Origin of the sequence: Pseudomonas sp. ABC1 (assembly GCF_013395055.1) — a bacterium.
In the GTDB taxonomy this organism is placed as follows: Bacteria; Pseudomonadota; Gammaproteobacteria; order Pseudomonadales; family Pseudomonadaceae; genus Stutzerimonas.
In genome coordinates, this window is the sequence record NZ_CP058349.1 from 3,997,038 (window position 1) to 4,013,915 (window position 16,878).

Consider the following 16,878-nt stretch of genomic DNA (forward strand, 5'->3'; position numbering starts at 1 on the left):
CTAGTCAATGTTCAACAAATCAGTCACTCCGACTCGCGCACGAGACGAAGGCGAGAAGCCTTTTTGGATCTCCTTCGCTGACTTGATGACAGCGATGATGATTCTGTTCCTGGTGGTCATGGTGGCGTCACTGAGCTCGGTGACTCAGCGTATTCAGCAGGCCGAGCAGGGGGAGAAGCAGCGTGGTAAGGACATCGCCCGGCTGTGTGAGGATTTGCAGCTCAAGGCGAAGAACCGCAACCAGACCATCGTGGTGGATTGCCGAGATAACCGCATAAGCTTCGGCGAAGCGGGCCGCTTTGGACAAAACCAGTATTTCCTCAACGAAAAAGGCCAGCAGGCGTTGCAGGACGTGGTGCCGTTGGTGCTGGATGCCGCCGACAGTGAAGAAGGGCGCAAGTGGCTCAAACAGGTGGTGATCGAGGGCTTTACCGATACCGACGGCTCTTACTTGTATAACCTGCATCTGTCATTGCAGCGTTCGGAGTGGGTGATGTGCAGCTTGCTCGACAGTCGCAGTCCTGTGCAGCAAGGGCTTTCGGTTGAGCGTCAGCAACAAATTCGTTCGATGTTCCTAGCCGGTGGGGTGTCGTTCAACAACGCGAAAGAAAGCAAGGAAGAGAGCCGGCGGGTGGAGCTGCGTATGCAGTTCTTTGGGTTGAAGGATAAGGAGCATGCAACCACTGAAGAGGCACCGGTGTTCGCTACAACGGCACTAGAAAAATGCTCGTTGGAGATGCGCTAGATGAGCCGAGCATTGTCATCGTTGACCTCTGCCATTGCTCAAGGCCTGCAGCGCCAGCACGAGCGCACGGTGGATACCGGTCTTAGCGGGCTGGCTGCCTTGAAACGTGCTGGCGTTGAGTTGGCACGGCGATTTGATCTGGCTGAGAAAGCCTTGGTGCCACCGCGCGAGAAGCGCCTGTTGGCGCTCAATAAGTTCAAGCGAGAACAGCCGCTGACGTCTTTGGAGTGGCGCTTGGTGTTTGCTGGGCTGGCCGACGATGACGAAGTGAGTCTGCCGGTGTTGGAAGACGATCAGCTCTTTGGCCGGGTGCATCAGGAGGTGGTCGGGCGGATCGAGCGACAGACGCTCACTCGACGCGACTGGTTGGCGCTTTGCTTCAGCTACTTCGGCTATGACGAAGACAAGCCCGACGACAATCTCAACTGGTGTCTGCTGCGTGAGGATATCGATCACGGATTTGACGCGGTTAAGCAGCGTTTAGGCCGCGAGAAGGAGTGGATGCGGATCGTGGCCCATTACCGCGAATTGTTTGGTGAGGGGGCTGGATCTCAGTTGGCTGAGGAGATTTTTGAGGGCAAGGTTCATGATCTCTCCGCATTGCAGGCGATCGCGCAGATCCCCGATAACAGCTGGCTATGGCGGCGTATTTTTGCGGTGCTGTTGTCGCGCATCTTCAACCTGGACGACGCTACCTTTTTGCAGCGTTTGCCTGAGCTCGTGCAGCTCGGTCAGTTGAACACGCGTTATCTCAATGATGTGCTGAGTGCCTGCCTGACCCGTTACTACCACTCCCGCTATCGGGAGCAGTCTTCTTCGTTGCTCAAGCAGGCAGCCCTGGAGCACTGGGGTAGCCCACAGATGCGTTCCAAGCAGAATGCCTGGCTGCAGTATGTGGAGCAGCCGGTGTGTGCGATGGTGGTGGCCTGGTTTGCCAAGGAAGACCTGGAGCACTTCTTCACCTTGCTTAAGGGCGAGGCGGAGGTCGATCAGTCACGCCTGTTCTACTGGCTGCGCTTTGCCAATCAGATGAGCTACACGCGCATTGTGATGAGTAGTGATGCCTGGCATGACCGGGGCAGTGACTTTGTGGCTTTCCGGGAGAAGAACAAGGGGCGTTTGAGTCAGCTAACTGGCGGGCCTAGCCATAACAATGCCGTGGTGATGCAGATCGGAAACTACTTTTTCGTGGAGTTTTCCGGTACGGGAAACGCCTGTTACGTGTATCGAGCTGACGTGGCGCCGTTCAACCCGGATAAGAGCGTGCTGGGCCTGGCTACAGAACTGAAACAGCCAACTCGTGCGCTGAAACGTATGTCGCACTCACCGGCACCTCGCCGCCACAATTTGGTTGAGGGATGGTTGGATAAGTTCGATGTAGAGCTACGGAGGCTGGGAATCGTGCCGCATTTAGCTGGCAGTAGTTCTGTTTCGCCAAAGGCCGCTAGCAATTCGCTAGAGGCTCAGCTTGCTGAGCTGCTTTCGTCTGTGCAGTATCAAGTGTTTGATAATCGCAGCAAGGGCGGTGCCTATCAGATCAAGCTGGCGCGTGATGACGCCCGTGCCAAGACCGCTCTGTTGCGACTGGGGTTCAAACCCGTGAATAACCATCCGCTGCTGTTCTGGAGGAGCTGATGCTCAAGCGATTTTTCTCAGGGAAGGGGCCGCGGACACAGCAAGCTGTTGCAGCACCCGTGGTTTGGGATGTGGAGCAGCAGGGGCTTTGCTATGCACTAAGCCTGGCCAATGAGGATGCGTATTGGCAGCTGGCCGCGTACCTGGATCAGCTGTTTGAGGAGGACTTTGCTTCCCAGCTAAGCGACCGTTGGTTGCTACCCTGGGACTCGCTTTATCAGCTATTGGATGACCCTGAGCACGCCAGTAGCTTGCCGTTGCTCGGCTTACCTGCGTTGTCGACGCTACAGCCGCAACTGACTAGCCAAGGTAGTTTAGCGGAGGCCGGTTTCAAGGTTTTCCAGACATGGCGCGATCCTGCTAGCGGCGCTCCCTTTGAGGTTGAGCGCTGTGGTGCCGTTGTGCGAGTTGCTGGTGGAGTTGAGTTGTTGCCGCGGACTGTCTGGGAGCTGCTACAGGCCGTGCGTGCCTTGCATGCTACGCAGCAGGTGTCTCCGGGGGAGACAACCAATCAGCTCGGCTGGTCGAACATTCGCAAGCTGGCCAAACGGGCGGGGGCGGGGATGGATGGCTTCCTCGATAAGACCGTTGTGGTCAAGCCGCAGAGCCTCAAGTTAAACCCTCGCAAACGGATGGTCGGCACCACGCCGGTTATTGAGTTGGATGTGGCTTTTGATGCCCAACCCAGCAACTGGCTTGCGAGCTTTGATGCCTACAAGCAAGTGCAGGACAGCTACCGTGTACCGAGCGAGGATGGTTCGGTAACGCATGTACTCATCGAACCTGAGGTGAAGGCGGTGCTGGAGTCGGTGCGTGCGCTGCCAGGGCGTCGCATTGCTGGAGACGAGGCCGTTTCCCTGCTGCGTAACCCCTTCAGCTTTATTGGGGATGACGCAGCTAAGGTGGTGGACTCGGATGAGTACCAGAGCGCGTTGGCTGATGAGGGGATCTACTTCCACCGTTTCCGTCTTGAACCGAAGTTGGCTGAAGACACGAAGACAATCCAATCGGTTGAGCTGCTTCTGGAGCCTATCTCCGCTACGCCGCTGCCTGAAGTGGTGTTGAGTTTTAGCGCGGCCCATGAGTTGGCGCCTTTTGTACATGCGCTTGAGGTGAACGTGGCGGCTGGTTTGCCCGCGAGCTCATGGCAGGGGCATGAGCTGGAATTGAGCGATTTCGATTTGGTGCAGCTGACAGGTATCAAGGATCTCCTACGCGGCTGGCAGCGTCAGGCTGACGGCAAAACCTTTGAGGCAGTGATCGATCTTTCCTCCTACGGTGATCGTGTAGTGGGTATCGGTGAGGCGGAGCGTATTACATCACCGTTCCTCGTCAAGGAGGCGACGGAGAACTGGTTGCCTGCTGAAATCAAAGACCTGGGTGTCGATGCGGAGCTGCTGGGTAAATGGGACGCCGCTAATCGAGAGCATTTCGAGGAGTTTGAGCACCTCCTTGATGAAGCCCGTGCCGCGGGTGATGAGACCGTCCCTCTGCCAGGTACGGATTTGTCGCTGCCGCTCAAGGCGGCTGAGCAGCTGTTCGGCACCTGGTCGAAGAAGCTCAATCCAGTCGAAGCACTTTCCTCCCTTGGTACCATCAAGGCGGTGCGTGCGGTGCTGCAAATTGAGAACAACATCGAAGAGGCGACTTACGCGGAACGTCGTGAGGCGGCGCTACTAGCGGGGCATCAGGCTCACGCCGATCTACCGGAGTTGTTGCGTCCCGAAATCCAATTGCGGGAGCACCAGTTGAAAGGTGTGGCCTGGATGCAGCACCTATTCGGCCTCTCGCCCACTCATGTTGCTGGGTGCCTGCTGGCGGATGACATGGGCCTGGGTAAAACCATCCAGCTGCTGACCTTTCTGGTGTGGTACCTGGAGAAAAATCCAGACGACAAACCCACCCTGATCGTTGCTCCAGTGTCGTTGTTGGATAACTGGGAGCGTGAGCTTGAGCGCTTCTTCTATGCAGATGCATTGTCTGTATTGAAGTTGTATGGCGGCGCGCTGAGTGCGGTTAAGTTCAAGAAGGAAGAGATTCCGGATGACCTCAGGGCGAAAGGTATCAAGAACCTGCTGCGCCCCGGCTGGATAGGCAATGCACGTATCGTACTGACCACCTACGAGACATTGCGCGATCAGGAGTTCTCCCTGGCCATGCAGCAGTGGTCGATCGTAGTCTGCGATGAGGCGCAGAAGCTCAAGAACCCGGCGGCGCTGATTACCCAGGCGGCGAAAGCTATCCCGGCGCGTTTCCGTGTGGCGTGTACTGGCACCCCGGTAGAGAACACGCTGATCGATCTGTGGTGCCTGTTTGACTTCATTCAGCCTGGCTTTTTGGGCGGTTTGAATCAGTTTGGCCGAGAGTATCAGCGGCCCATCGAGGCTGGTGTTGAGCGTGATAGTGGCGCTTTGGAACGTCTGCGGGAACTCATTGAGCCGCAAACGTTACGGCGTACCAAGCAGGATGTGGCCAAGGATCTGCCAGCCAAGCGGGTGGATAAAGTGTGCCGGACGCTCAGCATGCATGCGCTGCAGCGCAGTTTGTATTTGTCCGAAGTGGCCAGCTACAGCCAGAAGCAGCAAATGCAAGAACTGCTCGGACAGAAGGAGAGCGGCATGCTTGGGCTGTTACATCGTCTCAAGTTGGTTTGCGCGCATCCTTACAGCGTGCAGCCAGATCAGCGGCTGCGTGACCATTCACCGAAGCTGCAGTGGCTGCTGCAAACGCTGGAAGGTATCAAGCGCGCAGGCAATGGCGACAAGGTCATTGTGTTTAGCGAATTGCGCGATATTCAGCGTGAGTTGCAGCATGCCATCCATGAGCGCTTTGGCTTTAAGCCCACCGTGATCAACGGCGATACCAGCACCAGCAGCCAGAGTGCGCAAAGCCGGCAGAAGCTCATCGATCAGTTCCAGCAACAGCCTGGGTTCTCGGTGATCATCCTTTCCACCGTGGCTGTGGGCTTCGGCGTGAACGTGCAAGCGGCTAACCACGTCATCCATTTCACTCGTTGCTGGAATCCAGCCAAAGAGGATCAGGCAACTGACCGTGCCTATCGCATTGGCCAGGAGAAGGATGTGTATGTTTACTACCCCACGGTGCTGGATAACTGCATGCAGACCTTCGAGGCGACGTTGGATCAGTTGCTGGAAAAGCGCCGGGCTCTGGCGCAAGACATGCTGCATGGCGCTTCGGAGATTCAGGTGGCGGAGTTTGGTGAGTTGCTGAGGGTTCAGGGATGAATGAGCCCATCGGGGAACGCGAAGCTCTGTGGCAAAATTTTTTGCAGCGTTGGCCGCTGGAGTCGCTGGCGAATATGACGCTGGAGCAGTACACCCGGGCGGGCGATCAAGACTGCTTCGTTTACTGGCTCGAGTCGTGGACGGAATCGCTGGGTTCGATCTGGGGAGGCTCGGCGTTTAAGTTCGGGGTCTATTCGCGCCGTGACCAGAGCGAGAAGGTGAGTGATAACGAGCGATCCTATTCGACAGATTACGCGTGGTACAGCCAGTACGGGGCTACGGCTGAAGAGGCCTTTATTCAGGTGCTCGGTCAGATTGTACTGATTGCTCAGGCGGCTCGACGCGGAGATTTGGAAGCGGTGGAGCAGGCCCGTTTAGGGCCTGCCCTGAAGTGGAAGTTGGCCTTTCTCTATCAGCGTCCGGATCAACCTTGTGTGCTGCCGATCTATGGTTTGCGATTTCTGCGCGCTGCTATTGGTCAGCCTACTGTTTGGGCTGCTCCTACATTGCAAAGTGAACTGCTAGCCGCACGCGGCGAGCAAAACCTGTTTGCTTATGCTGATACCTGCTGGACTACTGCGACAGCCTGGTTACAGGCACAGGCAGTGGGGGAGCAGGTTCTGGCATATCTAAATGAACAGCCAGAGCGTTTTACTCCGATCAATACCAATCAGAAGGTCGCGGGTTTCCGCCTGATTAATGAGCGTCAGCTGGCGATCATTCGAGAAGGAAAGAAACTCACTCTTTTCGTGGCCCCCGGCATCTGGTTGGACTCACTGAGCGAGCCCCCATTAAGTTGTGATCACTATCCGCCTGAACGTAACCGCAACAGCAACCTGAACTCCTGTGCTCCGGATTTGGCCAATGGCCATGAGGCTGTGTGCGTTACCTTAAGCGGGGTCGAGGCCTTTGAAGCGTTCTGCAGTGCTTATGAGGGTTCTGAATTGAACGGTATTGCTAAATCTCTTGCTTCTGAAGGAACCACGACTATGTCTGGAGCGCCTCTCAACCAGATCCTGTTTGGCCCGCCTGGCACAGGCAAAACCTACGCGACCATCGAGGCTGCTCTTCAGGTGCTCGATCCGACCTACCTCCACGAACATCAGAGCAACCGCACTGCACTCAAACAACGCTTCGATGAGCTAATAGAGCAGGATCGTATCCGCTTTGTCACCTTCCACCAGAGCTTTAGCTACGAAGACTTTGTGGAGGGTCTGCGGGCAACAACCGACGAGGCTAGTGGGCAGCTGCGCTATGCGGTAGTGGATGGGGTGTTTAAGTCGCTCTGTGAAGCGGCAGCAGCTAAGGTGACGCAGCAGGCTGAGGCGCCGACGGAGGTGGGGCAGCGGCGAATCTGGAAAATGTCGCTAGGAAATACCTTGGGTGAGGATGCCAGCATCTATCAGGAATGCCTGTTCGGTGGTTATGTGCTGCTGGGTTACGGGGGAGCTATCAACTTCTCGGGTTGCTCAAACCGTCAGCAAGTCCAGGCGCGTTTTGCCGAGGCTGGTGTGGTGCCGGCTAACCCGGCTACAGACTACGCTATCACCAGCGTTACCGCCTTCGTCAGCAGGATGGCGGTAGGTGATTTGATTGTGGTGTCCGACGGCAACTTTAAGTTTCGCGCCATCGGCGAGGTGACAGGAGATTACCAGTTCAAGCCGCACACGGAATTTGAGGCCGACTATTCGCAACTGCGTCCGGTGAAGTGGTTGCGGCAGTACCAGCCCTCGTTGCCACATACCGAGCTGCTCAATGGCCAGTTTAGTCAGATGACTCTTTACGAGCTGCGTGAGCCAACCTTAAATCGAGATAAGCTCAAGACCCTGTTGGGCACTCCTGACGCTAGCGCTGGCAGATTGCTGCATGTGGGGCAGCGTTTTGGCCAAGGTTATGTGGTGCGTAGCCTTGGCCAGGATGTGGTGGAGTTCGATAAGCCCAGGGGCGGAGTATTGCCGCTACCTCTGAGCTTGTTGCGGCAGTTGCTTGATTATGTGCGCAGCGGTCAGATTAACGTGGAGGATATTCGCCAAGGGCGGGTCTTCGAAAAGGTCGCCGAGGCCGAAATCGAGAAATACATCGTCAATGGCTACCAAAGCTTGTTCGCGGCTATGGTTGAGCAACTGATAAAGCCGCAGCAAAGCACGGCACTGGCTGATGCACGGGTGCTGGTGATCGATGAGATCAACCGCGGCAACATTTCGCGCGTTTTTGGTGAGCTGATCACGCTGATTGAGCCGTCCAAGCGCGCGTGTGCGGATGAGGCGTTGTCGGTGGTGCTGCCGTACTCCAAGCAGCGCTTTAGCGTGCCGAGCAATCTGTACTTGATCGGCACCATGAATACCGCTGACCGCTCCTTAGCCGGGCTGGATATTGCTCTGCGGCGTCGCTTCGTATTCCGCGAAATGCCTCCTCAGCCTCAGTTGCTCGATGACATCGAGGTTGCAGGGGTGGGTGTTGGCCAACTGCTACGAGTGATGAACCAGCGTATAGAGGTGCTGCTGGATCGAGATCATTGTCTGGGGCATGCCTACTTTATGCCGCTGAAGGACGATGCTTCGTTGGCGCGGCTGGAGGCAATCTTCCGCAACCAAATTCTGCCGCTGCTGCAGGAGTATTTCTTCGAGGACTGGCAGCGTATCCAGTGGGTGCTCAACGATCACCGCAAGCCTACGGCCGACCGATTCGTGGATCAGGACAGGCAGGATATGGCTGCTTTGTTTGGCAACATTAGCGTGCTTGCCCAAGGTGGGGGGTGGCGGATCAATGAGGCGGCGTTCCAGCGGGTTTCTGCGTATGCGGGTGTCATTGCGGTGCAGGCCAAGGTCGAGGCCCAAGAAGGGCTAGAGGAGGCGGATGCGTGAGCGCATTCGTCACAGTGCGTGAGTACGCTCGCCTGACAACGGCGGCGGTAGCGTCCGGCAATCTCGACTGTGCGCAGATTTCCGAAAGCGCGTTCGACTGGCTCTGTGAACTGAGTGCTGGCTTCAACCGCAGCGGAGCGCCGCTGCTGCAGGTGGAAGGACGGCGTTTGCTGAAGTGGGATTCCTACGTTGGTGTGTTGGAAACGCCGTGTGGCACGCGGCTGGAGATTCTACCCAAGCATCATGAGCAGGACGATTGCCTGGTCAAGAGTCGCCAGCTGCTGCGTAAACTGATTCAACGCGCCTTGCAGCTCAAACCGCGTGAGACATCGGTAGCCAGCCTGGAGCTGTTCGATAAGCCACTCAGTGAGTGGGTGATAGGGCAGTTTCTCGCGGAGCTGGATCTATTGATAAAGCGCGGGGTGCGCTTCGACTATCGACGTATCGAGGAAGAGCAGCGCTTTCTGCGAGGCCAGCTCAATATGGTGGTACAGATGCGGCAGCCGCCGGGGCGGCAGCATCACTTTCAGATTCGCCACGATGTGTTCCTGCCGGATCGTGCCGAAAATCGCTTACTCAAGCTGGCGCTGGAGCTGGTGGCCAAAAGCACGCAGGACGCTACCAACTGGCGTTTGGCCAATGAGCTACGCGCCATGCTGGCTGAGGTGCCCGCCAGCCGGCAGGTGAGTCAGGATTTGCGTTCCTGGAGCCGTGACCGGCTGATGGCGCATTACCAGGCGATAAAGCCTTGGTGCGAGCTGATCCTCAACCAGCAGATGCCGATAGCAGTGAGCGGCGAGTGGCGTGGTATGAGTCTGTTGTTCCCCATGGAGAAGCTGTTCGAGTGCTATGTGGAGGGCTGGTTGCGCAAGCGGTTGCTGTCGACAGCGCGGCTGACAAGCCAATCCAGTTACGAGTATCTCTGTGAACATGGCCAGGGCCGGATGTTCTGCGTGAAGCCTGATCTGCTGATTGACTCGGGAAAACAGCGCTGGATTCTGGATACCAAGTGGAAGAGGGTAGATGCACGCAAGCCCGAGAAAAACTATGACCTCAGCCAGAGTGACTTCTATCAGCTGTTCGCCTATGGCCATAAGTACCGAAATGAGCCAGGTGTACCCAAGCTGGTGCTGATTTACCCATATTGGTCGGGGCTAAAAAAGCCGCTGCCGGTTTTCGATTACGGCCAGGGTATGAGCCTCTGGGTTCTACCTTTTGACGTAGATAAAGATCGACTGTTGGGTGCTGATGCTGCCGGTATCCCGTTGAGCTATAGCAGCATCGATCAAGTAGCTGCACAAATAAGCGATCAAGAGTACGCCACAGGCAGCGCCAGGTAAGGCAGAGACGAATGACTGAAGACCAACTGGAACAGGAAGCGCTCGGCTGGCTCAGTGAGCTGGGTTACACGCACCTCTACGGGCCGGATATCGCCCCCGACGGAGATAACCCCGAGCGCGCGAGCTATCGCGACGTGCTGTTGACCATGCGCCTACGCACGGCCATTGCCCGGCTCAATCCGCAGATCCCGCCGGCGGCGCGTGAAGATGCGGTGCGCCAGGTGCTGGAGCTGGGCATGCCGGTGCAACTGTCGGCTAACCGCCTGTTTCATCGCCTGCTGATCGGCGGTGTTCCGGTGCAATACCAGAGGGATGGCGAGACGCGTGGCGATTTCGTGCGGTTGATCGACTGGGCTAATGTGCGGGCCAACGACTGGCTGGCGATCAACCAATTCAGCATCCAGGGGCCTAAACATGCGCGCCGGCCGGACATCATCCTGTTCGTCAACGGCCTACCGCTGGTGCTTTTGGAGCTAAAGAATTCAGCGGATGTGCATGCCGATCTTGGTAGGGCCTTCAATCAACTCCAGACATACAAGGAGCAGATTCCGGACGTTTTCCACTACAACGAGATTTTGGTGATCAGCGATGGTAGCGAGGCGCGCATGGGGTCGCTGTCGGCGGATATCGAGCGTTTTGCGCGCTGGCGCACCATCGATGGGGTCACGGTGGATCCGCTGGGGGAGTTCAATGAGCTAGAGACGTTGGTGCGTGGCGTACTGCAGCCAGTGATGTTGCTGGATTACCTACGCTACTTCGTGCTGTTCGAGGACGATGGCCGGTTGGTGAAGAAGATTGCCGGCTATCACCAGTTCCATGCCGTGCGTGCGGCTATCCAGCACGTGGTCAGCGCCTCGCGCCCCGGGGGTACGCACAAGGGCGGGGTGGTCTGGCATACCCAGGGTTCGGGCAAGAGCATCACCATGACCTGCTTCGCCGCCCGGGTGATGCAGGAGGCGGCGATGGAGAACCCGACTATCGTAGTGATTACCGACCGCAACGACCTGGACGGCCAGCTGTTCGGCGTGTTCTCGTTATCTCAGGATCTGCTGCGTGAACAGCCGGTACAGGCGCTGACCCGCGGTGATCTGCGCGAGAAGTTGGCCAACCGCCCCAGTGGCGGCATTGTTTTTGCCACCATCCAGAAGTTCATGCCGGGTGAGGATGAAGATACCTTCCCCGTTCTCTCTACGCGGTCGAACATTGTAGTGGTAGCTGATGAGGCGCATCGCACGCAGTACGGCTTCAGTGCTTCGCTGAAGGTGCAGGACTTGAAGGTGGCCGAGACCAATGCCCGCTATCAGGTGGGTTATGCCCAGCACCTACGTGACGCTCTGCCCAACGCTACCTTCGTGGCCTTTACCGGTACGCCGGTGTCCAGCGAAGACCGTGACACCCGTGCGGTGTTCGGCGACTACATCCATGTCTATGACATGCAGCAGGCCAAGGAAGATGGCGCTACTGTGGGCATCTACTACGAGTCGCGCCTCGCCAAGCTGTCTCTCAAGGACTCGGAGCTGGCGCATATCGACGATGAGGTCGACGAGCTGGCCGAGGATGAGGAAGAGGATCAGCAGTCTCGCTTGAAGTCGCGCTGGGCCGCGTTGGAAAAAATCGTGGGGGCCGAGCCGCGCATCAAGAGCGTGGCGGCCGATCTGGTGGCGCACTTCGAGGAGCGCAATCAGGCGCAAAGCGGCAAGGCCATGGTGGTTGCCATGAGTCGCGAGATCTGCGTGCACTTGTATAAAGAGATCATCGCGCTGCGCCCAGAGTGGCATGACGAAGATCCGGAGAGGGGCGTTATCAAGATCGTCATGACCGGCAGTGCCTCGGACAAGGCGCTGTTGCGTCCGCACATATATCCGAACCAGGTGAAGAAACGCTTGGAAAAGCGTTTCAAAGATCCGAAAGACTCTCTGCAGTTGGTCATCGTTCGGGACATGTGGCTGACCGGCTTCGATGCGCCTTGCGTGCATACTCTGTATGTCGACAAGCCTATGAAGGGGCACAACCTGATGCAGGCCATCGCTCGGGTGAATCGGGTGTTCAAGGATAAGCAGGGCGGCCTGGTGGTTGATTACATCGGCATTGCCAACGAACTGAAGGCGGCGCTCAAGGAGTACACCGCCAGTAAGGGCAGGGGGCGACCTACTGTCGATGCTCATGAGGCCTACGCGGTGTTGGAGGAGAAGTTAGATGTGCTGCGCAGTTTGCTGCACGGCTTCGATTACAGCGACTTCCTCACCGGAGGACACAAGCTGCTGGCAGGTTCAGCTAACCACGTGTTGGGGCTTGAGGATGGCAAGAAACGCTTTGCTGACAATGCGTTGGCAATGAGTAAGGCTTTCACCCTGTGCTGTACCTTGGATGAGGCCAAGGCTATACGCGAGGAAGTGGCTTTCCTTCAAGCGATCAAAGTGTTGCTGACGAAGCGCGAGATCAGCACTAAGAAGAAGACCGACGAAGAGCGTGAACTGGCCATCCGCCAGATCATTGGCAATGCTGTGGTCTCGGGTGAAGTGGTGGACGTGTTTGCTGCAGTGGGGCTGGATAAGCCCAATATCGGCTTACTGGATGATGAGTTTCTTGCTGAAGTGCGTAACTTGCCGGAGAAAAACCTAGCGGTTGAGCTGCTGGAGCGGCTGCTTGAAGGCGAGATCAAGAGCAAGTTTGCCAGCAACCTGGCCCAAGAGAAGAAGTTCTCCGAGCTGCTCGATAGTGTAATCAAGCGTTATCAGAATCGCTCGATCGAAACAGCCCAGGTGATCGAAGAGCTCATCGAAATGGCTAAGAAATTCGCCGCTGCCGGCAAACGCGGCGATCAGCTTGGGCTCAATGACGATGAGCTGGCCTTCTACGATGCTTTGGCTAATAACGAGGCTTCGGTACGCGAGTTGGGTGATGAAACCTTGGCCAAGATCGCCCATGAACTGACTGCGAACCTGCGCCAGAATGTGACTGTGGACTGGAACAACCGCGACAGCGTGCGAGCCAAGTTGCGGCTGTTGGTGAAGCGTATTCTGCGTAAATACAAGTATCCGCCGGATCAGCAGGAGGCGGCGGCACAGTTGGTGCTGGCACAAGCTGAGTCGCTGTGTGAGTCGTGGATGTAGTCCGGAGGTAGCATGCAGGCATCGCTGTTTGATGAGATAGCGCTGAGCTGTACCGACCTGCCATCATAGGCACGGATGCCGATCAACCTCTTGGCCCGAAAAATTTATTCCGTGTTGATGCCGGACTTGTGCATCCCGGGCGATGCGCTGGTCATTACCGGCTACAGCGGCCTGGATCAGCTGATTCAACTCATTAATCAGCGGGGGGGCTGCGAAAAGCCTCTGCGTTTGATCTTGGGCTCTGATCCAGTTTCAGCGAAACGCACGAGGCTTAGCCTTAAGCGAAGCGTTACGACGGTGTGGCATGAAGTGGTACTCTTAATAGATACTGATTTTAGTCATTTCATGAATAGCCTAAATAGGCTTGCTTCTTGATAAAGGAGCTTACCCCTCGCCATTCCCTTTGCCAGTTTCTGATATTAAATTTTACTAGTGTGAGTGGTAATTGCTCTAGGGGTCACGTTCCATATGGCACTTTATTAATAACGCTCACTCACCTCTAACTCAGCGCCGATCCTCCAGTAATGTACTACAATCCCCACCTAGCGAAATCGACAAGAGAACCTTCTATTGGCACAGAGTATTAATATGCCGCACGAAATTGACAAGATGCGCCGTGCAAAAGCCGCTATCGTCGGTCGGACAGCCGACCAATCGTTGGCAAGCGTCATCAGTTCCGATCGTGGCGCATTTTCAGGAATACGCATGCTCTGGGCTAGCGAGACGGCAGGTGCTCCAATGCAAGCACTAGGCCGATCAGAAAATCCCAATGTGCCTGTAGGATCATTGTTTTCCGGAAATGGTATTCAGGCTTTTTCTGATGATATAGAACAACAGATGAAGCAGAACAGTGCCTTGCTTGAGTTTGCCTATTTCACCCTGCTTGATACAAATTTTCTTTCCGAATTACCACGTTTTTTTCGAGGGGAACGGAACGACCACACTGAAAAAGTCGGCGATACCCTTCAATTCATTGATACCCAGCCTGGTCGAGGAATCGATTGGACATTTGCATCGCTAGAAAATTTACGTGAAGTAGTAAAACCTAACAATCCATGGCCGTACCAAAAAGTCGCAGCAGCTAGGCTGTTTGATTCGATGAGAGATTTCCAACAGGTTAGATCTGGACGTATGGTTGTAGCGATTGAAGATCACATACCTGCTGCTGAGAAAATGTGGGAGACATTTATCACTAGCCCCCACATGTGGGCTGCGGTTAAACGACGGGATGTGATGTATTGCGTCATATTGCGGGCAATACTGGATTGCTGGAGTGGTTTCAGCGTAGATGTCGGCGTAAGCCGTTTGATAGATTTTTGCCTAGATAGATTTGGCTTCATGCCCCTCAAAGAGCTCTATTTCGGCTGGAAAGCCCTCAGTGGACTCACCAAAGCGGGGCCTACGCTACCGATCTTTGATGAGCCCGCGCTGCAGAGTCCCAATGGCGACTCGATAAATCGTATTTCCGCGCTTGCTTGGGATCTATTTATGTTCCGCTGGTGCGAAACGCTTATGACAGAAATGAAGGGAAATCGATTCGTTATTCCTGCCGTTACTACACTAGACGCAGGATTGCTAGCCGCGATCCAAAGTTGCCCTTTGAAGGCGATACTTATTCACGATGAGGCCGGCTTGGTAGAGTCTATATTCGAAGACGAAAGAGATTTCGGTGAGTGTTTGCAGCGTGCAATGTCCAGCGAAACCTTAGCTCGTATTAACGACCCTGTACGGCGAGCGAAAAAGAAAGAGGTCTCACAGCATGAGTTGAGTCTACTTATCTACAGCTTGGAGTTGGAGGCAAAAAAAGCAAGGAATAGTCGCTAAGCTATCGATTAGAGTGGAGGTCTTTGTTGCAATCCATTTGATTAGGTTTTTCGCTGGTTCTTAGGGGGCTAGCTTTTGAGTCTCATGGAGATTAATCGCTTCGCGTCTCTTGGCACATCGATGCCTGTCTTTGGCTTTTTTCGGCAGATGTGAGTTTCCTCTCGCGAACTAGTCATTTGATGATTTCTCCTTGAGGATCGTCTCTAATTTCTCTCCGAGAAGCTGCCAGGCCTCAGTTTTTTCCTTGGCATAGTCGTGATGCAGGTAATGGCGGCGTACTTTTGAACCGCCCAGCAGGTGATTCTGGCAGCGATCAATGATCTCTAGGGTTAGTCCGAGCTCCTGCATCATGGTCGCACCAGTACGACGCAAGTCATGCGGCGTCCACTCACCCTTGGTGCCCTTGCTCAGCACCAGTGAATCGTCATTGTGGCGACCAGTAAGCGGCTTGCTGCGGTTCTTGAAGCGGCATTGCCGGTCACCGATCAGCTTGCTGACCGTCTTGGTGTCGACGTGGCTTTTCTCATCCTTGCTGGGGAAGCAGAACGGGGTATGCCCAGTTTCTTCTTTCAGGCGCTGGAACTGGTTCAGTGCGAATGGCGACAGGAATACATGGTGATCCTGGCGCTTGCCCTTGTGGCCCTTGGTGGCCTCGGCAGGGATGAACCAGGTGCCTTTTTCCAGATCGACGTGGCGCCATTCGGATTTGAGCAGTTCGCCGATGCGGCAGAGGGTGCTCAGGCAGATCCAAACGGCGCATTGCACGCGCGTATTGACCGGGCGGATGCCTGAGTATTTCTGGCCAGCGGGGAGGGCGTCGTAGTTGTGTTCGATGCGGGCGAAGATGTCGCGTAGTTCGCGGATTTCGTCGGGGGAGAGGAGGCGGTCGCGCTGTTCCTGGTAGTCGTGGTCGAGGAGTTTGTTGACGTCTACCAGATCGGCCGGGTTGCCGTCGGCCATCAGGCCGCGCCAGGGTTTGCGCTTTTCGGCCCAGCGCAGCATCTGGCCGATGTCATTGTTGCGGATCACCACGGTGCGGTTCAGACCGCGAGCTTTGACCGAGCGCAGGACGGCGAGCAGGTCTTTCTCGGTGAGGTTGCGTAGCGGCTTCTTGCCAATGAGGGGCAGCACGTCCTTGGTGAAGCTGCGGCGCAGCTCGGCGTTGCCGTCCTGGCGGGATACACCGTCGTGTATCCACTCTTCGAAGAGATCGGCGACCGTTTTGTTTTCCGCGGCCTGGCGCTCGGCCTCGGCAATGGTGGCGGCGATGGCGGCCTGGGCTTCGATCTTGGCGGCCTTGCGGGCCGCAGTGGGATCGATACCCTTGGCGGCTGTCGCTTTCACCTCATCACGTTCGGCGCGGATCTGCGCCAGCGATTTCTTCGGCCAACTGCCCAGGCTCTGGTCGCGCTTCAATCCATTCAGCTTGAACTCGTAGCGGAATTGCACCGTCACGCCACGCAAACCTGAGCGGACTTTGGCGACCAGGCCACCGTCTTCGCGAAGGATCTTGCCGTCATCGGCGGCGGTGAGCGCTTCCAGTTGCTTGGCTGTCAGTTTGGCCATGTCCTACCCCTTGCATAATTCCGCTGCCTGGATTTTTACCCCACTTTTACCCCACCGAATCGCGTGGCTGTCGGTGGATGCTGGTGGATCATAATGGACGCCAATATAGCCTGTATGCCCCGTATTTACTAGGTTTAAGGCATTCCGTTAGCGTCCATGGACTTCCATGAAAATCCACCAAATAAGCGCATGGGGTGCAAGGGGTAGAATGTTCGAATCACTCCGTCCCGACCAAAAACTCTAATAACGGAGGTGTCCGCTGGAGGTGGGCAGGATCAAAGTATTGAGGTGCTCGAAGCGAGTGAGCATGATTACGTTTCAAGCCCGGGCTGCAAGGCCTCAGTTCGGTAGAGTGCCGATTGAGAAGCGCTGCCTGATCGGCGGAATCGTGATCGTTCAGCTTTTAGGGGTAGTTCAATTCGGGCGGCTCACTGGGGGTTGTAACCCTTGCAAATGCCAAGTCGAAGTGGGTGAGGTCTGTGCCGGTTTTGGCTGGCTTGATCAAGTGACTACAGGATCATTGACGGCAGCATGGTTCATTTACTC

The 16,878-nt window shown here is 56.0% G+C and carries 8 protein-coding genes; 7 read left to right on the forward strand and 1 reads right to left on the reverse strand.

Translation table 11 applies throughout. The annotated features are described in order from the left end of the window. Positions 1–7: 7 nt before the first annotated feature. From zorB1 to HW090_RS17660, 7 genes are all read left to right on the forward strand, one after another. A complete protein-coding gene (gene zorB1 / locus HW090_RS17630) occupies positions 8–745 on the forward strand; it encodes a type I Zorya anti-phage system protein ZorB1 (protein ID WP_179114743.1) in 738 nt (245 codons plus the stop codon). Further along, on the forward strand, positions 746–2,380 hold the full coding sequence (gene zorC / locus HW090_RS17635) for a type I Zorya anti-phage system protein ZorC (RefSeq protein WP_179114744.1): 1,635 nt from the start codon (positions 746–748) through the stop codon (positions 2,378–2,380). Then, positions 2,380–5,625, forward strand: a complete 3,246-nt coding sequence (zorD, locus tag HW090_RS17640) for a type I Zorya anti-phage system protein ZorD (protein WP_179114745.1) — start codon at positions 2,380–2,382, stop codon at positions 5,623–5,625. Before zorC ends, zorD begins: the two co-directional genes overlap by 1 nt. Next, the gene (locus HW090_RS17645; protein ID WP_179114746.1) at positions 5,622–8,489 is read left to right on the forward strand and encodes an AAA family ATPase; all 2,868 of its coding nucleotides are present in this window, start codon (positions 5,622–5,624) and stop codon (positions 8,487–8,489) included. The genes zorD and HW090_RS17645 overlap by 4 nt, the downstream gene beginning before the upstream one ends. Further along, positions 8,486–9,829: an McrC family protein gene (locus tag HW090_RS17650; RefSeq protein WP_179114747.1), complete on the forward strand. Its 1,344-nt coding sequence runs from the start codon at positions 8,486–8,488 to the stop codon at positions 9,827–9,829. The genes HW090_RS17645 and HW090_RS17650 overlap by 4 nt, the downstream gene beginning before the upstream one ends. A gap of 11 nt (positions 9,830–9,840) precedes the next feature. Further along, on the forward strand, positions 9,841–12,942 hold the full coding sequence (locus HW090_RS17655) for a type I restriction endonuclease subunit R (protein ID WP_179114748.1): 3,102 nt from the start codon (positions 9,841–9,843) through the stop codon (positions 12,940–12,942). 588 nt (positions 12,943–13,530) lie between these two features. After that, the gene (locus tag HW090_RS17660; protein ID WP_179114749.1) at positions 13,531–14,766 is read left to right on the forward strand and encodes a hypothetical protein; all 1,236 of its coding nucleotides are present in this window, start codon (positions 13,531–13,533) and stop codon (positions 14,764–14,766) included. A 168-nt stretch (positions 14,767–14,934) separates the two neighbouring features. Here the strand turns inward: HW090_RS17660 and HW090_RS17665 are convergent, their stop codons facing one another. Continuing rightward, the gene (locus tag HW090_RS17665; RefSeq protein ID WP_179114750.1) at positions 14,935–16,332 is read right to left on the reverse strand and encodes a site-specific integrase; all 1,398 of its coding nucleotides are present in this window, start codon (positions 16,330–16,332) and stop codon (positions 14,935–14,937) included. Positions 16,333–16,878 lie beyond the last annotated feature (546 nt).